Origin of the sequence: Thermoleophilum album, assembly GCF_028867705.1 — a bacterium.
GTDB lineage: Bacteria > Actinomycetota > Thermoleophilia > Solirubrobacterales > Thermoleophilaceae > Thermoleophilum.
Genome location: NZ_CP066171.1, coordinates 974612 through 994280, shown reverse-complemented (window position 1 = coordinate 994280; position 19669 = coordinate 974612). Strand labels below are relative to the sequence as shown.

General features: G+C 67.9%; 13 protein-coding genes and 3 rRNA genes. 1 reads left to right on the top strand and 15 read right to left on the bottom strand.

Going from position 1 to position 19669, the window contains the following annotated elements:
• Positions 1–38 precede the first annotated feature (38 nt).
• From hisF to tyrS, 13 genes are all read right to left on the bottom strand, one after another.
• Complete coding sequence (hisF, locus tag JDY09_RS04595) at positions 39–842, bottom strand: imidazole glycerol phosphate synthase subunit HisF (RefSeq protein ID WP_274717885.1); 804 nt, start codon at positions 840–842, stop codon at positions 39–41.
• A 58-nt stretch (positions 843–900) separates the two neighbouring features.
• Positions 901–1731 (bottom strand): 1-(5-phosphoribosyl)-5-[(5-phosphoribosylamino)methylideneamino]imidazole-4-carboxamide isomerase, encoded by an 831-nt coding sequence (hisA, locus tag JDY09_RS04590; RefSeq protein WP_274717884.1) that lies wholly within the window; start codon positions 1729–1731, stop codon positions 901–903.
• Positions 1671–2366 carry an imidazole glycerol phosphate synthase subunit HisH gene (gene hisH, locus JDY09_RS04585; RefSeq protein WP_274717883.1) on the bottom strand — a complete coding sequence of 232 codons (696 nt, stop codon included), beginning with the start codon at positions 2364–2366 and terminating at the stop codon, positions 1671–1673. Before hisH ends, hisA begins: the two co-directional genes overlap by 61 nt.
• The gene (gene hisB, locus JDY09_RS04580; RefSeq protein WP_274717882.1) at positions 2363–2986 is read right to left on the bottom strand and encodes an imidazoleglycerol-phosphate dehydratase HisB; all 624 of its coding nucleotides are present in this window, start codon (positions 2984–2986) and stop codon (positions 2363–2365) included. The genes hisH and hisB overlap by 4 nt, the downstream gene beginning before the upstream one ends.
• Positions 2983–4401 (bottom strand): histidinol dehydrogenase, encoded by a 1419-nt coding sequence (gene hisD / locus JDY09_RS04575; protein ID WP_274717881.1) that lies wholly within the window; start codon positions 4399–4401, stop codon positions 2983–2985. Before hisD ends, hisB begins: the two co-directional genes overlap by 4 nt.
• A gap of 13 nt (positions 4402–4414) precedes the next feature.
• On the bottom strand, positions 4415–5122 hold the full coding sequence (hisG, locus tag JDY09_RS04570; protein WP_274717880.1) for an ATP phosphoribosyltransferase: 708 nt from the start codon (positions 5120–5122) through the stop codon (positions 4415–4417).
• Positions 5119–6132 (bottom strand): ATP phosphoribosyltransferase regulatory subunit, encoded by a 1014-nt coding sequence (locus tag JDY09_RS04565; RefSeq protein WP_274717879.1) that lies wholly within the window; start codon positions 6130–6132, stop codon positions 5119–5121. The genes hisG and JDY09_RS04565 overlap by 4 nt, the downstream gene beginning before the upstream one ends.
• Complete coding sequence (murA, locus tag JDY09_RS04560) at positions 6133–7467, bottom strand: UDP-N-acetylglucosamine 1-carboxyvinyltransferase (RefSeq protein WP_428837461.1); 1335 nt, start codon at positions 7465–7467, stop codon at positions 6133–6135. It lies immediately after the preceding gene.
• 440 nt (positions 7468–7907) lie between these two features.
• Entirely contained in the window at positions 7908–8297 is a 390-nt protein-coding gene (locus tag JDY09_RS04555; RefSeq protein ID WP_274717877.1) for a hypothetical protein, read from the bottom strand.
• Between the two features lie 223 nt (positions 8298–8520).
• Positions 8521–8637 (bottom strand): 5S ribosomal RNA (rrf, locus tag JDY09_RS04550).
• Between the two features lie 89 nt (positions 8638–8726).
• Positions 8727–11732 (bottom strand): 23S ribosomal RNA (locus tag JDY09_RS04545).
• Positions 11733–12004: 272 nt separating this feature from the next.
• A 16S ribosomal RNA gene (locus JDY09_RS04540) occupies positions 12005–13563 on the bottom strand.
• The 16S, 23S and 5S rRNA genes sit together here, the layout of an rRNA operon.
• A gap of 276 nt (positions 13564–13839) precedes the next feature.
• Entirely contained in the window at positions 13840–15090 is a 1251-nt protein-coding gene (gene tyrS, locus JDY09_RS04535) for a tyrosine--tRNA ligase (RefSeq protein WP_274717875.1), read from the bottom strand.
• Positions 15091–15202: 112 nt separating this feature from the next.
• Between tyrS and JDY09_RS04530 the strand changes: the two genes are divergently transcribed.
• Positions 15203–17575 (top strand): transglycosylase domain-containing protein, encoded by a 2373-nt coding sequence (locus JDY09_RS04530; protein ID WP_274717873.1) that lies wholly within the window; start codon positions 15203–15205, stop codon positions 17573–17575.
• Between the two features lie 52 nt (positions 17576–17627).
• Here JDY09_RS04530 and JDY09_RS04525 read toward each other — a convergent pair whose 3' ends face one another.
• The gene (locus tag JDY09_RS04525) at positions 17628–18266 is read right to left on the bottom strand and encodes a DNA-3-methyladenine glycosylase (RefSeq protein WP_274717872.1); all 639 of its coding nucleotides are present in this window, start codon (positions 18264–18266) and stop codon (positions 17628–17630) included.
• 25 nt (positions 18267–18291) lie between these two features.
• Positions 18292–19656, bottom strand: coding sequence for an argininosuccinate lyase (argH, locus tag JDY09_RS04520; protein ID WP_274717871.1), 1365 nt, complete (start codon positions 19654–19656; stop codon positions 18292–18294).
• Positions 19657–19669 lie beyond the last annotated feature (13 nt).

The following is a 19669-nucleotide window of genomic DNA, read 5'->3' as shown; positions in this document are numbered from 1 at the left end:
CAAGGCTATCGGCCATCGCAGCCCCACCAGGAGCAGTGTCAGTCGAGCCGCACTGGCACGCCGCGGCGCGCCATGTGCCGCTTAGCCTGCGTGATCGTGTAGCGCCCGTAATGGAAGATCGAGGCGCACAGGACAGCGTCGGCACCACCGCGCTCGATCGCCTCGACAAGATGCTCGAGCTCTCCTGCCCCGCCGGATGCGATGACCGGCACGTCGACGGCGTCGCTCACCGCGCGCGTGAGCCCGATGTCGTAGCCGTCCTCGGTACCGTCGCGGTCCATTGACGTCAGGAGGATCTCCCCCGCTCCGCGCGCGACTGCCTCGCGCGCCCATGTCACCGCGTCGCGCCCGGTCCCGCGGCGTCCTCCCTCGACCACCACCTCCCAGCGGTGACCGTCGGTGTGCACGCAGCCGGTGCGGGACGCCTGCCCGGCGTCGTCGCAGCGGCGTGCGTCGATCGCGACGACGACGCACTGCGAGCCGAACACGCGTGCAAGCTCGTCGATGAGCTCGGGACGGGCGACAGCAGCCGTGTTCACCGACACCTTGTCGGCCCCGGCGGCGAGCACCGCGTGAGCGTCCTCCACCGAGCGGATCCCGCCGCCGATCGTGAAGGGAATGAAGATCTCGTCGGCGCAGCGGCGCGCCAGCTCGGCGCCGGTGCGACGGCGCTCATGACTCGCGCTGATATCGAGAAACACGAGCTCGTCGGCGCCCTCGCGCTCGTAGCGAGCGGCCAGTTCGACGGCGTCACCGGCGTCGCGCAGGTCGACGAATCCGACGCCCTTGACGACCCGCCCGCGGTCGACGTCGAGACAGGGGATTATCCGTTTCAGAACCACGCCGCAGCTGAGCTTACGCGCCCCTTTGTTGTGACCGCCGCACGCCGGCCTGTTGCGATCAGGCGGCGCCGGTACCTGGGAAGTGCGCCAGCCGGAAGGGGCGGGGACGCCGCTCGTCCAGCGCTGCTTGTGCCTCGGCGATCGTGAAACGGCGCTCGTACAGCGCCTTCCCGCAGATCACGCCGACGAGGTTGACGAGCCGCAGTTCGCGCAGGGCGCGCAGATGGTCGACCGTGCCTATGCCGCCCGAGTAGATGAAGCGGCCACGAATGGCCCGGCCGACGCGTTCGATCTCGGCGAGGTCGGGGCCTTCGAGCGTGCCGTCACGGTCGGCGTTCGTGTAGACGAAACGGACGACGCCAAGCGCCTGCAGGCGCGCGATCGCCTCGACGGCGTCGAGCTCTGTTCGCTCCTCCCAGCCCGACACCGACACCTTGCCGCCGCGCACGTCGACGGCAACTACGACCCGCGGATCCCAGCGCGCGAGCGCACGCTTGACGAACTCCGGGTCGCGCAGCGCCGAGGTACCGATCACCACCCGTGTCGCGCCGGCGGCGAGCGCCGCTTCCACAGCGGCCTCGTTGCGCAGCCCGCCGCCGAACTGAACGGGTACGTCGAGCTCGCTGCAGATTCGCCGCAGGTGCTCGAGGTTGCGGGGCTCGCCGTGCCGGGCGCCATCGAGATCGACGACATGGAGGAACCGCGCCCCCGCCTCGACGAACGATCGTGCCGCTGCAAGCGGCTCGTCGTAGACGGTCTCGCGACTGAAGTCGCCGCGTAGCAGACGCACCGCGCGCCCGGAACGGATGTCGATGGCGGGAATGAAGATCACTGCCCGTGCCTCGCTACGAGGGGCTGCCGGTCCCCGCTCGGCGTTCGCCGAGCGCACAGCGCGACGAAGTTTTCGAGTACACGCAGGCCAGCCGGCCCCGACTTTTCGGGATGGAACTGGACACCGGCAAGTGTCCCACGTTCGACGGCGCTAACGAACTCCTCGCCGTAGCGGGCGACGCCGACGACATCCTGGTCGTGTCGGGGGCGGGCGGCGAAGGAGTGCACGTGGTAGAAGGCGGTGCGTTCCCCCAGGCCGGCGAGTAGCCAGCTGTCACGCCGCCGCTCGACGAAGTTCCAGCCGATGTGCGGCACCTTGAGGCCGCGCGCAGCGAGCGCTGTGACCTCGCCCTCGATCAAGCCGAGCCCGTCAGCTCCGCCCTGCTCCTCCGAGCGCTCGAAGAGGAGCTGCATGCCGAGGCAAATGCCGAGCATCGGCAGCCCTTGCCGCGCAGCGTCGAGCAGGGGCGCAAGTAATTTGCGTGTCCGCAGCTCGCGAACCGCGGCGGGGAAGGCACCTACCCCTGGCAACACAGCACCAGCGCAGCGGCCGAGGTCGCGTGGGTCGCTGGTCACGCGTGGCTCAGCGCCGACGTGCGCAAGAGCCTTGGCAACCGATCGCAGGTTGCCCATTCCGTAGTCGAGAACGGCAACTGTCGGTGGCGACGGTGGCTTGCGCGTGCCGGTCGTCACGTCTGCGCCTCGCCGAGGGCACCTTTCGTCGACGGAACACCGTGCTCGAGCGGGTCGCGCGCGCACGCACGTCGCAGCGCTAGCGCGAACGCTTTGAACAGCGCCTCCACCATGTGGTGGGCGTTGTCGCCGCGCTCCACGCCAGCGTGCACGGTGAGACCGGCGGTGCTTGCCACGGCGCGCAGGAATTCGGCGCACAGCTCAACCTCGAAGTCAGCCACCTGCTGGCGCGGGAAGACGGCATCGAGGCGTGCGTACGGGCGGCCGGAGATGTCGATCACGCACCACGCGAGCGCGTCGTCCATCGCCACACGCGCCTCGCCGAAGCGACAGATGCCGTGGCGGTCGCCGAGCGCACGGTCGAGCGCGCGCCCGAGGGCGAGCCCGGTGTCCTCGACGGTGTGGTGCGGTCCAGTCGCGATATCGCCGTCGACGCGAACATCGAGGTCGATCTTCCCGTGACGCGCCACGGCGTCGAGCATGTGGTCGAAGAAACCAACCCCGGTGCTGCGCTCGCCCGCACCGCTGCCGTCGAGATCGAGCGCGAGCCGCACGTGCGTTTCGCGCGTGCGGCGCTCGACCTCGGCGCAGCGCTTGTCAGTGGCGGCGTCTGCGTTCACTCTTCGACCTCTCGGCGCGGCTCGCTTCGAGCGTCCGCCTCTGCGCCTGACGGTACAGGAGCGGCCGCGTCGTGCACGTTTTCGCGCTCGCTTTCCGGTTCGCGACGCTCGCTCGACCCGTCTAGCTCGCGAGCTCGTTCGAGACGCATTTCGAGCGAGCGTGCGTGCGCGACGAGTCCCTCGTAGCGGGCGATCAGCGCTCCCGCCCGAGCGAGCTCGTCGAGCGCTCGGCCGGGGATCGCGACCGTCGCCATCCGCCGCTGGAACGTCGCTGCCGATACCGCGCTCTGGAAGCGCGCGGCGCCGCCAGTCGGAAGGATGTGGTTCGAGCCGGCGACGTAGTCGCCGAGCGCGGTCGCAGCAGCAGCCCCGACGAAAACGCAGCCGGCGTTCCGCACCTCTGCGGCGAGCGGCTCAGCGCGCGCACCGACGAGCTCGAGGTGCTCGGGGGCGATCGCCTCGCAGAGCGCCAGACCGTCCTCGAGAGAAGCGACCGGGCACAGCGCGATCGGTGTTTCGAAACGGCCGCCGAGCGCTGCTGCCAGCCGCCGCAGCTGCCGCTCCAACGTCTCCAACCAGGCGTGTTCGGGCGCCACCGCAGCGACAAGACCGTCGGGGCCGTGCTCGGCCTGCGCCAGCAGGTCGGCGGCGACGAGCTCGGTGTCGGCGTCGCTATCGGCAAGCACGACGAGCTCGCTCGGCCCCTGGACCGCATCGACCCCGACGTGACCGAACACCTGCCGTTTGGCTTCCTGCACCCAGCGGTTGCCGGGGCCGGCGATGAGGTCGACCGCTCGCAGCGTCTCGGTGCCGTAGGCCAGCGCCGCGATCGCCTGCGCCCCTCCCACGCGCCACACTTCGTCGACCTCGAGAAGCGCACACGCGGCGAGCGTCGCATCGGCGATCCTCCCGTCGGGACCGGGCGGCACGCACACCACGAGCTCGGCGACGCCCGCGGCGCGCGCGGCGGCGGCGCCCATCACCAATGTCGACGGGTAGGCCGCGCGGCCGCCGGGCACGTAGAGACCGGCGCGGCGCACCGGCAGGCGGCGCACAGCGATGCGGTGCCCCTGCGGGAGCTCGACTGTCTCGGCCTGCGGGCCGAGGGCGAGCGTCGCCACCCGCTCGACGTTGCGAGCCGCCAGCGTCAGCGAGTCGAGCAGCGCGCTGTCGGCACGGGCACGGGCGGCGGCGATCTCGTCGGGCGCGACGCGCACGCCGCCGGCAGCGAGCTCGACACCGTCGATCTCGGCACTGAGGGCTAGGAGGGCGGCGTCGCCGCCGTCGCGTACGCGGGCGATGATCTCGCGGACACGGTCTTCGATACTCGCACCTGTCGGCTGCAGGGCACGCACACGTGCGGCGCTGGTGTCCTGCTCGAGCCAAACGATCGGCGGCGTGCGGCCTTCCTCCATCGTGACCTGCACGCTACCGAGGACTGCCTTCGCCGGCGCGCCCGCCGGGAGGCGCACCGCCGTTGACCACGGCTTTCACGCGCTCCACGAACTCGTCGACCGCGCGTGCCTTGAGCTTGTGAGCGACCGGGTTGGCGATCAGCCGTGCTGTCGAGGTCGCGATCTCCTCCACCACCTGCAGACCGTTCTCGGCGAGCGTACGGCCGGTCGCAGTGAGGTCGACGATCCCGTCGGCTAGTCCGCACAGCGGCGCGATCTCGACCGAACCTTTTACCTCGACGACCTCGACGTGGCGCCCGGTTCGCGCGAAGTACTCGCGCGTCGTGCGCGGGTACTTGGTCGCGACACGCATGCGGCCGAGACGGCGCAGCGACTCGCCTAGTGCGTCGCTACCGGACGCCGCTGCCAGCACCATCCGGCAGTGGCCGTACCCGAGGTCGAGGAGCTCGTAGACGTCGCGGTCGCTCTGTTCGCAAATCACGTCCTTGCCGGTGATCCCGAGGTCGGCCGCCCCGTGCTCGACATAGGTGGGGACGTCGCTCGGGCGCATGGTCACGATCCCGAGCTCAGGGAAGAGCAGCCGCCGCTCGTTTTTCCTGATCGAGTCCGTGTCGTAACCGAGGCGATCGAGCAGCGCGAGCGTTTCCTGGAACAGCGCCCCGCGGGGTATCGCCAGGACGAGTCCCGCGAGTGGCGAGCGTTCGCCCGGTGCGCTGCTCATGCTCGTGCTCGCTCCTCGGCTGCTTGGGCGAGGTGGACGCGCTGCAGGTCGAAGGCGACGCCGAAACCGGTCACGTCGCGCCCGAAGCGCGCGACGAGGTCGTCGTAGCGACCGCCGCCGCCGATAGCGAAGCCGACCGCCGGATCGTAGAACTCGCAGACGATGCCGGTGTAGTAGGCGAAGTCGCGGCGCAAACCGAGATCGACGATCACACGTTCACCGTGACCGGCGGCGGCAAGGCGCTCGAATAGGCCGAGAAGGCGCGCGGCACAAGTCGGGACGAGATCGGCGACCAGCTCCAGCACCTCGGGTCCGCCACGAGCGTTCGCCGCGGCGACGGCTCGCTTCGCCGCGGTCGTCGGTAGCGCACCGGCGAGACGCTCCACCGCCACGAGGTCCCGCCTCCCCAGCGCTGCGAGCAAAGCCCGCTGGGCTTGGTCGTCGACACCGAGCGCCGCCAACAACTGCGGATAGAGGGCGGCGTCGCCGATCCCGACCCGGTGGCGCTCCAAACCGCAGCGCTCGAGCCCCGCGAGCGAGAGCGCGATCACTTCGGCCTCGCCATCCGGCTCGGCCACGCCCAGCAGTTCGATCCCGGCTTGCAGGAACTCGTGCGGCTGGTCGGCACGCACCGGCCCGGTGCGGTAGGCGTGCGCGAAGTAGCACACCCGCAGCGGCGGCGTTTCAGCGGCGAGACGTGTAGCTGCGAGCCGCGCGATTGGGATCGTCATGTCCGAACGCAGCGCGAGGGCTCGCCCGTGCTCGTCGAACAGTTTGTAGGCCGCTTTGGCGGCATCCGGGTCGCCGAGCCGCAAGACCTCTTCGAACTCGAGCGCCGGGGTCCAGACCTCCCCGTAGCCGGCCGCACCGAACGTGCTGCGCAGCACGTCGGACAGCTCGCGCAGCTCGCGCATCTCGTCGGGCAGCACGTCCCGCATCCCGGCCGGCAGACGGCGGGCGAGGGGCGCGGTGGCCGCGACGGGGTCGGTTGATGCGCTTGGGAACAGCAATTACAGCGCGCCCGCCGTGCCGCGTGCGGCGCGCAGCACGATCGGTTCTTCCGGTGACCCGACCCGTTCGATGCGCGCACCGAGCGCGCGCAGGCGCTCATCGATCCGCTCATAGCCGCGGTCGATCTGGCGGACGTTGCCGATCTCGGACACCCCTTCGGCGCAGAGCGCGGCGATCAGCAAGGCCATGCCGGCGCGGATGTCGGGGCTTTCGAGCCGTTGCCCGCGCAGTTTGCTGGGGCCGCTGACGACAGCTCGGTGTGGGTCGCACACGATCACGCGAGCGCCCATGCTGACCAGCTTGTCGACGAAGAACAGCCGGTTCTCGAACATCTTCTCGTGGATCAGGATCAGCCCGTCGGCTTGTGTGGCCATCGCAACGACGATCGAGGTGAGGTCGGCGGGAAACGCAGGCCAGGGGCCATCCTCGATCTTCGCGACAGCGTTGCCGTCGTCATCGCGGACGCGCAGCGTTTGCCCGGCGGGGACGACGACGTCGCGCCCCTCGAACTCGATCCGGCAGCCTAGCCGCTCGAACGCGATCCGCACCATCCGCAGGTCCTCGGGCACCGTGTCTTTGATCCTCAACTCCCCACCTGTGCAAGCAGCGAGGGCAATGAAGCTGCCGATCTCGATGTGGTCGGGACCGATCGTGAAGTCCGCTCCGCCGAGCTCGCGCCGCCCCTCGACGACAAGCCGGTTCGACCCGATCCCCTCGACGCGCGCACCCATCGCGGTCAGTAGCCGCGCGAGATCCTGGACGTGAGGCTCGGCGGCGGCGTTGTGGATGATCGTGGTGCCGGGCGTCAGCGCGGCAGCCATCAATGCGTTCTCGGTTGCCATCACCGACGGCTCGTCCATGAAAAAGTCGCAGGGCCGCAGGCCGTTGGGCGCGACGATCTCGTAGTGCGATCCGCTGCGCACTTCGGCTCCGAGAGCACGGAAGGCGTCGAGGTGGGGGTCGAGTCGACGCCGCCCGATCACGTCGCCACCTGGTGGTGGCATCAGCGCGCGGCCGAAGCGCGCTAGAAGTGGACCGGCGAGCAGGAACGAGGCACGGATCTGGCGTGCCAGCTCGGGATCGACGGCAGTTTCCTTGACCCCGGCAGCACACACCGCGACGACGTTGCGGTCGATCCAGTCGGCATCGGCACCGAGCAGCCGCAGCAGTTCGATCATCGTCTCGACGTCGCGGATGTGCGGAATGTTGCGCAGCACGACGCGCTCCTCGGTGAGGAGCGCAGCGGCGAGCGCGGGAAGCGCAGCGTTCTTGTTTCCTGCCGGCGTGATCGTGCCGGAGAGCGGCACGCCGCCCTCGATTACGAACTTCTCCATGCGTCCCCTGTAGGTCGCTGGCTCGAGGTGGCGGGGCGCCGCAAGCGTAGCGGAGAGCACGTAGCGAGCTTTCGCCACGAGCGCGTCGTCTCCTGTAGGACCGCGCCTGCCCCCGCCGCGTTTCCGTCCGCGCTGCGCACTAGCGTGTCGAACAGATGTTCGTGTCGACTTCCCCCCGGGGCAGCTCGCCCACGACACTTAGCGCACGCGTCGTTCGCGCGCTCGACTTCGCCGTGCGCCTCGCGACGCTAGAGGCGTACTGTCTGCAAACTGAAGCGGCGGCGTCAGCACGACCGCGCCCGACATACACGGCGACATCGCGTGTCGCTGCCGACGCTGCGACGTGCGTTGCTGCCGTATCGGTTCGTAGGCGCCCGGCGAGCTCGCCGAAGCGGGCAGCCCACGCCTGCGTTATTACAGGCGGCTAACGAGCTTGCGGCTTAGCCGCGGATCTCGGCCTCCCACTCTCCCCGTTGTCGCGCCACCCTGATGCGCACGCGTGCGCCCGCGCCGGGCGGCTCGACCTCGAACTCCGCCTCGTCCTCGTGCGCGCCGGGGGCGTCGTGAACACGCACCAATCGCAGTGCCAGATCGGCGAGCTCGGGACGTTCCCTTCGCAGCGCTCGACGCGCGGCTGCTTCCAGCGCTTCCCGCCGCCAGGTCGGGTCCTGTGCCTGCGCCTCGGCGAGGCGTCGCTCGACGGCCGCGAGGTGACGCTCGAGTTCTGGAGCCAAAGCCTCGGCTCGACGGCGAGCCGCGACCATGCCGGCCAGGAAGGCGACGACCACCACGGTGACGATCGCGAGCACCACTATTTCGAGGACGTTCACGCCGAGCAGCGTACACACCCCGCTCGCCGCCGGCGACCAGTACCGCTCCGGGTCCGCACCCTGCCCCCCAGTTTGGAGCAGTGCTGACCTCGACGCCAGAGCACCGCGCTGCGCTTGGCGGCCCGTGCTGCAGCGCGCGAGCGTTGTCGGTCGGCGCAGACACCGCCGGGCGAAGCCAAAAAGAGAGAGGGCGCGCCGCTAGCGACGCGCCCTCGAAACTCGAATCCGGCGGCGACCTACTCTCCCGGGGGCCTGCGCCCCAAGTACCATCGGCGCTGAGGGGCTTAACTTCTCTGTTCGGAATGGGAAGAGGTGTTTCCCCCTCGCTATAGCCACCGGAAGCTTTTCAAGCCCTATCTGAGCGACTTCATCGAGCCGCGACTACGACCCTTGAAAACCGCACAGTCGGCGCGAGACGCGCGAAGAAATACCGTCAAGCCCTCGGGCAATTAGTACCGGTCGGCTGAACGCGTTGCCGCGCTTACACCGCCGGCCTATCACCTGGTGTTCTCCCAGGGCCCTTACTCCCTCGAGGGGATGGGAGAGCTCATCTTGGGGTGGGCTTCCCGCTTAGATGCTTTCAGCGGTTATCCCATCCGGACGTGGCTATCCTGCGGTGCCCCTGGCGGGACAACAGGTACACCAGAGGTCCGTTCACCCCGGTCCTCTCGTACTAGGGGCGACTCCCCTCAACTCTCCAACGCCCGCGGCGGATAGGGACCGAACTGTCTCACGACGTTCTGAACCCAGCTCGCGTGCCGCTTTAATGGGCGAACAGCCCAACCCTTGGGACCGACTTCAGCCCCAGGATGCGACGAGCCGACATCGAGGTGCCAAACCGGGCCGTCGATGTGGACTCTTGGGCCCGATAAGCCTGTTATCCCCGGAGTACCTTTTATCCGTTGAGCGACGGCGCTTCCACTTGCAACCGCCGGATCACTAAGGCCTGCTTTCGCACCTGCTCGACTTGTCAGTCTCGCAGTCAAGCCCCCTTGATGCCTTTGCACTCAACGCACGATTTCCGACCGTGCTGAGGGGACCTTTGCGCGCCTCCGTTACGCTTTAGGAGGCGACCGCCCCAGTCAAACTACCCACCTGCCACTGTCCCTCGCCCGGCTTCACGGGTCGAGGTTAGAAGCCCAGGACACCGAGGGTGGTATCTCAAGGACGGCTCCACGAGAGCCGAAGCTCTCGCTTCACAGCCTCCCACCTATCCTGAGCACGATGCCCCAGACTCCAATAACAGGCTGTAGTAAAGGTTCACGGGGTCTTTCCGTCCAGCCGCGGGTACTCGGCATCTTCACCGAGACTGCGATTTCACCGAGCCCCTCGTTGAGACAGCGCCCAGGTCGTTACGCCATTCGTGCAGGTCGGAACTTACCCGACAAGGAATTTCGCTACCTTAGGACGGTTATAGTTACCGCCGCCGTTTACCGGGGCTTAGCTTCAGAGCTTCGCCGCCCGAAGGCGGCTAACCCCTCCGCGTAACCTTCCGGCACCGGGCAGGCGTCAGCCCCTATACGTCGTCTTTCGACTTAGCAGAGACCTGTGTTTTTGATAAACAGTCGCCTGGGCCTATTCACTGCGGCCCCCTCGGGCTCGGGTCGCGAGGACCGTCACCCTAACGGGGCGCCCCTTCTCCCGAAGTTACGGGGCCAGTTTGCCGAGTTCCTTAACGAGGGTTAGCTCGCTCACCTCGGTATTCTCTACCTGTCCACCTGTGTCGGTTTTGGTACGGGCACGTGGGTCCTGCCTAGAGGTTTTTCTCGGAGGCATGGCGTCCGGGGCTCGCCGGCCCGTAGGCCAGCTGGCATCGCGCCTCCCATCATCACGCTCCCGGATTTGCCTGAGAGCGCTAGGTACACGCTTACCCCTGGTCGACCGTCGCCAGGGTCCCCATAGCCTTCCTCGTCACCCCATCGGTCATCACGGACCCGACGTGGTACGGGAATATCAACCCGTTGCCCATCGGCTACGCCTGTCGGCCTCGCCTTAGGTCCCGACTAACCCTGAGCCGACGAACGTTGCTCAGGAAACCTTGGACAATCGGTGGAAGGGATTCTCACCCTTCTTTCGTTACTCACGCCGGCATTCTCACTTCCCGCGCCTCCACGGCTGGCTTACGCCGCCGCTTCACCGGCACGGGAACGCTCGCCTACCGCCGGTACCGCCGAAGCGATACCGACCCGCAGCTTCGGTGGGTAGCTTGAGCCCCGTTGAATTTTCCGCGCCCGAGCACTTGACCAGTGAGCTGTTACGCACTCTTTAAAGGATGGCTGCCTCTAAGCCAACCTCCTGGTTGTCTGAGCGCTCGGACATCGTTCCCCACTTAGCTACCACTTTGGGACCTTAGCTGGCGGTCTGGGTTGTTTCCCTCTCGTCCAGGAAGTTTATCCCTCCTGGGCTGACTCCCCGGGTACGCCTGCTGGTCTTCGGAGTTTGCCTGACGTCGGTAACCTGGTGGGGCCCCTAGGCCAAGCAGTGCTCTACGGCCAGCAGGTATTAACCGGAGGCTATACCTAAATATATTTCGGCGAGAACCAGATATCTCCGAGCTTGATTAGCCTTTCACTCCTACCCACAGGTCATCCGCGCAGTTTTTAACCTACGTCGGTTCGGCCCTCCACGAGGTCTTACCCCCGCTTCAGCCTGCCCATGGGTAGATCGCCCGGTTTCGGGTCTATCGCCACCGACTAAGCGCCCTGTTCGGACTCGCTTTCGCTGCGGCTCCGCTCATCGCTTAGCCTCGCCAGTGACGATAACTCGCCGGCTCGTTATGCAAAAAGCACGCCGTCACGCCCCGAAGGACGCTCCGACCGCTTGTAGGCGCACGGTTTCAGGTTCTATTTCACTCCCCTTCCGGGGTTCTTTTCACCTTTCCCTCACGGTACTAGTGCGCTATCGGTCGCCAGGGAGTACTTAGCCTTGGAGGGTGGTCCCCCCAGATTCGAACCGGGTTTCACGGGCCCGGTCCTACTCGGGATCAGCCTTCGGGAGAGCTGTCGTCTTTCGCCTACGGGACTATCACCCTCTGTGGTGCCCCTGTTCCAGGGGTCTTCGGCTAGACGCAGCTTTTGTAACTCCCGCCGGGCGGGGCACCGCCCGGACAGACTGTCCCACGACCCCCGACAAGCAACGCGTGCCCGCTTGCACTTGCCGGGTTTAGGCTGGTCCCCTTTCGCTCGCCACTACTCGGGGAGTCTCGGTTGATTTCCTTTCCTCGAGCTACTGAGATGTTTCAGTTCGCCCGCTTGCCCTCTCGCCCCTATGTATTCAGGACGAGATGACGCCGTATTACCGGCGCCGGGTTGCCCCATTCGGGAATCCACGGATCACAGCCTGTGCAGCGGCTCCCCGTGGCTTATCGCAGCCGTCCACGCCCTTCGTCGGCTCCTGGCGCCAAGGCATCCACCGTGCGCCCTTACCATCTTGACGGTGAGCTACCAGCCGGACGCGTAGAGCGCCGGCTGGTCTCGCGTCTCGGTGACACGTCCGCTCCGCGTGGAGCGGTGTGTCTGCCGACTGTGCAGTTTTCAAGGGCCGCACCGGCCACGACGGAGTGCGAACGCCCGCGGCGTGGGGCGTACGACCACTCCAGCGGCGGGAGCGGTCCCTGAAAACTCGGCAGCGTACGTGCGCGGCCCGGCCGACGTTCGGGAGCTCTCGAGGCGACCGCGCGGCGGTCGCAGCTCCAGGCTTCTCCCTAGAAAGGAGGTGATCCAGCCGCACCTTCCGGTACGGCTACCTTGTTACGACTTCACCCCAGTCACGAGCCCCACCTTCGACGGCTCCCTCCCCTTGCGGGGTTGGGTCACCGGCTTCGGGTGTTGCCCGCTCCCGTGGTGTGACGGGCGGTGTGTACAAGGCCCGGGAACGTATTCACCGCGGCATTGCTGATCCGCGATTACTAGCGACTCCGCCTTCATGGGGGCGAGTTGCAGCCCCCAATCCGAACCTAGACCGGCTTTTAGGGATTCGCTCCCCCTTACGGGTTCGCAGCCCGTTGTACCGGCCACTGTAGCACGTGTGTAGCCCTGGGCATAAGGGGCATGATGACTTGACGTCATCCCCACCTTCCTCCGGTTTGTCACCGGCAGTCCCCCATGAGTCCCCGGCAGGCACGTAGCCTCCGCTGGCAACATGGGCGGGGGTTGCGCTCGTTGCGGGACTTAACCCAACATCTCACGACACGAGCTGACGACAGCCATGCACCACCTGTGCAGGTGCCCCGAAGGGAGACCGGGTTTCCCCGGCTGTCACCTGCATGTCAAGCCCAGGTAAGGTTCTTCGCGTTGCGTCGAATTAAACCACATGCTCCGCCGCTTGTGCGGGCCCCCGTCAATTCCTTTGAGTTTTAGCCTTGCGGCCGTACTCCCCAGGCGGGGCACTTAATGCGTTAGCTTCGGCACGGAGGGAGTCGGCTACCCCCCACACCTAGTGCCCATCGTTTACGGCGTGGACTACCAGGGTATCTAATCCTGTTCGCTCCCCACGCTTTCGCGCCTCAGCGTCAGTACCGTCCCAGCGGGCTGCCTTCGCCATCGGTGTTCCTCCCGATATCTGCGCATTTCACCGCTACACCGGGAATTCCACCCGCCTCTTCCGGACTCTAGCCCGGCAGTATCCACCGGCCTCCCGGGGTTGAGCCCCGGGCTTTCACAGCGGACTTACCGGGCCGCCTACGCGCGCTTTACGCCCAATAATTCCGGGCAACGCTAGCCCCCTACGTATTACCGCGGCTGCTGGCACGTAGTTAGCCGGGGCTTCTTCTGGAGGTACCGTCACCCGGGACCGCTATTCACGGACCGGGCTTCGTCCCTCCTGAAAGGGGTTTACAACCCGAAGGCCTTCTTCCCCCACGCGGCGTCGCTGGGTCACGCTTTCGCGCATTGCCCAAGATTCCCCACTGCTGCCTCCCGTAGGAGTCTGGGCCGTGTCTCAGTCCCAGTGTGGCTGGCCATCCTCTCAGACCAGCTACCCATCGTCGCCTTGGTGAGCCGTTACCTCACCAACTAGCTAATGGGCCGCGGGCCCATCCCGAAGCGGAGGCCGAAGCTTCCTTTCCACCGCCTGCCGCAGCAGACGGAGCACATCCGGTATTAGCCCGAGTTTCCCCGGGTTATCCCGGTCTTCGGGGTAGGTAACCCACGTGTTACTCACCCGTTCGCGGCTTTGCCCCAGGCCGAAGCCTGGTTCGTCGCTCCACTTGCATGTGTTAGGCACGCCGCCAGCGTTCGCCCTGAGCCAGGATCAAACTCTCCACGAAAGACTGTCGCGAGCCTCGAAGAGGCTCGACAAGCCTCGTGAAGCCCGTCCGCTCCTGTAGCGGACGAGTCGGTCTGGCTCCTTGCGCAGCAGAAACTGCGCAGGAGTACGGGCCGCCCGCGAGAGCAAGCTCTCGCGTCGCACGCTGCCGAGTTTTCAAGGACCTCTTCCCGCCGCGGCCAGGGACTCCAGCCCGCGGCCGGTTCCGGACGGGGGAGTGTAGCACCGCGCACAGCGAGCGCCCCGCGCGCTTTCCAGATCCTCTGCGCGATTGCGCTCAGATCGTTGCGTCGGGACGAGCGCTGGCCGCGTCGACGAGCCGTACGCGCTTGAAGCGCCTCTTGCCGAGCCGCACGATCGCGCCGTCGACGAGCGTTGCAGGGACGTCTTGCGCGTCGCGCGGGAGACGCTCGCCGCCCACCTCCACGGCGCCCTGTGCGACGAGCCGCCGCGCCTCCGAGCGCGAGATACCGAACGCGTCGGCCAGGAGAGGGGCGACTGCTAGGCGTTCGCCCGGCGCAGCGATCGCCACCTCTTCTACGTCGTCGGGGGCTCGCCGTTCGACGTGGATGCGATTGAAACGCGCCTCGGCTGCGACCGCCGCCTCGGCACCCCAGAACTGCGCAACAAGCGCCCGCGCCAGCGCGCGCTTCGCCTCAACCGGCGACAGCGAGCGGTTGCGCGGCAGGTCGAGCAACAGCCGGTAGTAGTCGTCCATCACCGTGTCCGGGATGCGCATCAGCTTCCCGAACATTTCCTCCGGTGGGTCGGTAACACCGATGTGGTTTCCGAGCGACTTGGACATCTTCTGGACGCCGTCGATGCCCGGCAGGATGGGCATCGTGACGATCGACTGGGGCGACTGCCCGTAGGTTTGCTGGATCTCACGCGCGAACAGCAGGTTGAAGGTCTGGTCGGTGCCTCCTAGCTCGACGTCGGCGCGCACCGCCACCGAGTCGTAGGCTTGCAATAGCGGGTAGAGCAGCTCGAGCAGCGAGATCGGCGTGCCCGACTCGTACCGCTTGCGGAAGTCGTCGCGGTCGAGCAGCTGTGCGACCGTGGCGCGGCTGGCCAGCGCGAACAGGTCGCTCATCGACATGTCGAGCCAGGCGCTGTTGCGCACCACCTCGGTGCGCTCGCGATCGAGAACACGGAAGGCCTGCTCCTGGTAAGTGCGGGCGTTCGCCTCGATCGCCTCGGGATCGAGGCGCGGCCGTGTGCGCGAACGACCCGACGGGTCCCCCACCCGGGCGGTGAAGTCGCCGATGATCAGAACCACCGTGTGACCGAGTTCCTGGAACTCGCGCAACTTGCGCAGCACCACGACGTGGCCGAGATGGATGTCGGGAGCGGTCGGGTCGACACCGAGCTTCACCCGCAGCTTGCGACCGCTCGCGAGCTGCTCGGCTAGCTGGCCCTCGGGCAAGGCGCTGGCCACGTTGCGCAGCAGCCAATCGGCCGCTGCCCGCGGGTCGCCCGCGCGAGCGCTAGCCGGAACCGCGACACCTGAAGCGCCCTGGTCGGTCATCGCGGCAATGCTAGACTCGCGCGCCGTTCGCCTCTTGGTGCGAGCAGCGCCTCGCAGGCGTCGGCAGCGGGCGCCGCCCGAGCAATCCGCGCTCGTCGCCCCTCGATCGTCGATGGAACGGCCGCCGACACTCGTTCGACGCAACGGTTCGGAGGGCGGCACGATCGTCGCCTTCCCGCTGCCAACGGCCGACGGTGGCGCGCCGGCACCGCGCACGCGCATCCGTTGGTTGCGCCTCGCGCTCGTGCTGCTCGCGCTGAGCGCACTCGCCGCCGTGTCAACCCTCTTCGGAATGCTCATGGCGGTGGCGAGCGATCTGCCGGCGCTCGAGAACGCCGCCGAGTACCGTCGCGCCCAGAACTCGGTGCTGTACGCCGATGCCGGCGGCGGCCGCCGTGGTCCGGCCATCGCCCGCCTGACCGGCAACGACCACCGCATCCTCCTGCGCCAGGAACAGATCTCGCCGCACCTCAAGAACGCGGTGGTGGCGATCGAGGACCGGCGCTTCTACGACCACCGCGGTGTCGACTACCGCGGCATCCTGCGTGCGCTCGTGCAGGACGTGTTGCGGCGCCGCGCCGTGCAGGGCGGGTCGACGATCACGCAGCAGTTCGTCAAGAACGCGCTGTCGGCCCAGAATCGCCGCACTGTCCTGCAAAAGATGCGCGAGGCGGCACTCGCCTACCACCTCGAGCGCAAGTGGTCGAAGCAGAAGATCCTGACCGAATACCTGAACACGGTCTATTTCGGTAACGGCGCTTACGGCGCCGAGTCCGCTGCACGCACCTACTTCGGTCGCATCCTCGACCCGAACCGCTTCGCCGCAACGGCATCGCAGGGCGTCACGGGTGCTAACGCGCAGAACCAGCCGCTCGTCACCGACGAGCCGCTCGCGAGCCGCCTGGATCCCGCTCAAGCTGCGCTACTAGCCGGGATGATCGCCTCGCCGAGCATGTACGACCCGATCCAGAACCCGCGAGCGGCGCTCGCGCGCCGCAATCTCGTGCTGCGACGGATGTTCGAACAGGGGTACCTGACCCGCTCCCAATACCGACAGGCGCTCGCCGAGCCGCTGCCGACGCGCGCCGACATCACCCCGCCGCGGCCGGAATCGGCGGAGCCCTACTTCTCGACTTGGGTGACACAGACTTTGGTCGACCGCTACGGCGCGGGACTCGTTTTCGGCGGGGGACTAAGGGTCACGACGACGCTCGACTGGCAGCTGCAGCAGTCAGCGCAGCAGGCGATCACGCGCCACCTAGCGGGCGTCGGTCCGTCGGCCGCGCTCGTCGCGATCGAAAACCGCACCGGCGAGGTCAAAGCAATCGTCGGCGGCAACAACTACTACCGCCAGCCCTTCAACGTCGCCGTCCAAGGGCACCGCCAGCCGGGTTCGGCGTTCAAGCCGTTCATCCTCGTCGAAGCGCTGTTGCGCGGCGTCTCCCCCGATCGGACTTTCGTATCGCGACCCAAGGAGTTCCGCGTGCCGGGGTCGCCCGGCGAGGTGTTCAAGGTCGCCAACTACGAGGACCGCTACGCGGGTGTCACGACCCTGCGCAGTGCCACCGCGACGTCCGACAACTCGGTGTACGCAGAGCTCGGCCTCGAACTCGGCACTGGGCGCATCGCGCGTCTCGCCGAACGGATGGGCCTGGAAACACCGGTCTCCACGAACCCGGCGATGACTCTCGGCGGGCTGCGCGAGGGCTTGTCGCCGCTCGAGCTCGCCTACGCCTACACGACCCTCGCCAACAAGGGCTTGCGTGTCAGCGGCACGTTCGCCGCCCGCACGATGGGGCCGGTGACGATCGAGCGCGTGGTCGGCGCCGGTCGCGACGAACGCAACCAGCGCCGCAGCGAGCGTGTTTTCCCGGCTGCTGTCGGCGAGCGCGCGCAACAGGTTCTCGCCGGAGTGCTGCAGTACGGAACCGGCCGCAACGCCCGCATCGGCGAGTTCGCTTTCGGCAAGACCGGCACCACCGAGAACTACGGTGACGCCTGGTTCGTCGGTTCCAATCGCGACCTGACGATCGCCGTGTGGGTCGGCTACCCCGACCGCCTCAAGCCGATGTTGACGGAGTACGGTGGCAAGCCGGTCGCCGGCGGCACGTACCCGGCCCTCATCTGGCGCGACGTGATGCTGGCGTGGATCGCGCTGCGCGACGCGCGCGAGCGCGCACGCGACGGTTCAGCTACCACCACCGTCACGCAACCGGCGCCGGTGCCGTCAGCGCCCGCCGGCCCGAGCGGAACGGTCACAGCGACACCGCCGCGGCGCGAAACCGAAACGCGGGCGCGGACCGCTCCCGACCAGGCGCCCGGCGCGGGCGCCGCTAGCCCGCCGACGTCGCCGGCGCGACCCGAGCCGCCTAGCGAACCGGCGCCTGCACCCTCTCCGCAGCCGCAGCCTGCGCCCTCGCCGCCCGCGAGCGGCGGCGGCAACTCGCCGGGCGGCGGCGCGGCACCGCCCGCTAGCGGCCGGTGAGGCTGCGCTCGCTCCGAGCGCGTCGGTCGCTCGCAGCACGGGCTGCTTGCCCCTACCGAACGTCCACCGACCGCGGACGCGGGCGCGAAACGAACGGGCTGCCGGCGACGCAGAACCGCCACTCGAGATCGGTCGCGCGCGAAATGCCGATGCGTGTCGTGGCTACCACCTCGCCGAGCGGTGGGAGATCCGGCGTCGGCGCGAACACCGCGATCGCTCCATCGTCCAAGGGCACGCCGTCGTATTCGCCGCCGATCGCGAAAGCGCGGCACAGCTTGCCCGGCCCCGAGCAGAGCTCGGTGAGCTTCTCGACCCCGCGCCGCGCACGCATCGCCTCGATGCCGGCGAGTGGCTCAACAGCGCGGACGAGCACGGCCGCGCCGACGCCCGGCCGCTCGCAGACGATGTTGAAGCACCAGTGCACACCATACGAGCGGTACACGTACGCGGTACCGGGCGGCCCGAACAGCGAGCGGCAGCGGTCTGTGACACCACGGTGTCCGTGACAGGCCGGCTCGCGCTCGTGGTACGCCTCGGTCTCGACGATCCGCCCGGCCACGTCTCCGACCCGCAGCACGCAACCGATCAGCTCGCGCGCTACCGCGACGACGTCGCGCTCGAAAAAGTCGCGCCCGACGGGACGGCCCGACAGCAGCGCTTCCCCGTCGCTGTGCTCAGGCCGGGCCAGCACCTGCGGCGCTCGGGTGTCGAGCGGTCTAGCCGGCAAGCTCCGCGCGGGCCTTTTCGAGTTGTTCACGCACACGTGCGAGGGCGGTGCCGCCGCGCGAAATCTTCGACTCGAGCTGAGCTTCGAGCGCGAGCGCCGCGCGGACCTGTGCCGGCTCGAGCTCACCGAGCCGCTCGCGCAGCTCGCCATCGCTCAACTGCGACAGGCTCACGCCACGCTCGACAGCGAAACGCACGAGCCCGCCGACGCGTCGGTGCGCCTCGCGGAACGGCACACCGGCGCGCACCAGCATGTCGGCGATGTCGGTCGCTGCCATGAACTCGTCGCTCGCCGCCGTGCGCATCCGCTCGCGATCGAAGCGCAGAGCGAGGAGCTGCTCGCGTGCCACGCGCAGGCAGAGTTCAAGGGTGTCGACCGCGTCGAACAGCGCCTCCTTGTCCTCTTGCAGATCCTTGTTATAGGTGAGCGGCAGGGCGTGGAGAAGGCCGACCAGCCCCGCGAACGCGCGAGCGACACGCGGCGACTTGGCGCGCAGCAGCTCGGCGGCATCGGGGTTCTTCTTTTGAGGCATCAGACTCGACCCGGAGGCGAAACGGTCGGCGGGCTCGCAGAAGCCGAACTCGGCGCTCGACCAGAGGACGATCTCGGCGCCGAGCTGAGAGAGGTGAGCGGCACAGATCGCGGCCGCCGCCAGGTAGTCGAGCACTGCGTCGCGTGAGGAGACGGCGTCGAGCGAGTTCTCGGCGAGACGCGGGAAACCGAGCTCGCGTGCGAGGAACTCGCGATCGTTGGCGAACGTCACACCAGCAGCGGCGCCCGAGCCAAGCGGTAGCTCGCCCGCCAGTTCCGCGACGTTGGCGAAACGGCGACGGTCGCGCGCCAGCCGCCAGAAGTGCGCTAGAAGGTGGTGAGACAGGTAGACCGGTTGGGCGCGCTGCAAGTGGGTGTACGAGGGCAGCGGCCAATCGATGTGATCTTCAGCGCGCGCGAGCAGCGCGCGCATCAGCTCGGCGATCAGCTCGCGCGCCCTTTGCGCATGCTCGCGCACGAACAGCGCCATATCGGTCGCGACCTGATCGTTCCGCGAACGCGCCGTGTGCAGCTTCGCCCCGACCGCGCCGACGAGCTCGGTGAGCCGGCGCTCGATCGCCATGTGAATGTCCTCGTCGTCGTCGCGGAACGGAAACTCCCCTTCACGCAGCTCGCGCTCGACGGCGTCCAGCCCGGCGAGCAGCCGCTCCAGCTCGTCGTCGGCGAGCACACCGATGCGCGCGAGCATGCGCGCGTGCGCGCGCGAAAGGCGCAGGTCCTGCGGCCAGAGGCGGCGATCGAACGACAGCGACGTGTTGATCGCCCGAAATAAGGGATCTTGGGGCTCGGCGAAGCGCGACATGCGGTCGCGCCAG

What these genes read in the sequence shown, in the direction of transcription:
- hisD (WP_274717881.1), bottom strand. Translation starts at nt 4,401, where the DNA reads ATGGAGGAAGGCCGCACGCCGCCGATCGTTTGGCTCGAGCAGGACACC.
- hisG (WP_274717880.1), bottom strand. Translation starts at nt 5,122, where the DNA reads ATGAGCAGCGCACCGGGCGAACGCTCGCCACTCGCGGGACTCGTCCTG.
- murA (WP_428837461.1), bottom strand. Translation starts at nt 7,467, where the DNA reads ATGGAGAAGTTCGTAATCGAGGGCGGCGTGCCGCTCTCCGGCACGATC.
- tyrS (WP_274717875.1), bottom strand. Translation starts at nt 15,090, where the DNA reads ATGACCGACCAGGGCGCTTCAGGTGTCGCGGTTCCGGCTAGCGCTCGC.
- JDY09_RS04530 (WP_274717873.1), top strand. Translation starts at nt 15,203, where the DNA reads ATGGAACGGCCGCCGACACTCGTTCGACGCAACGGTTCGGAGGGCGGC.
- argH (WP_274717871.1), bottom strand. Translation starts at nt 19,656, where the DNA reads ATGTCGCGCTTCGCCGAGCCCCAAGATCCCTTATTTCGGGCGATCAAC.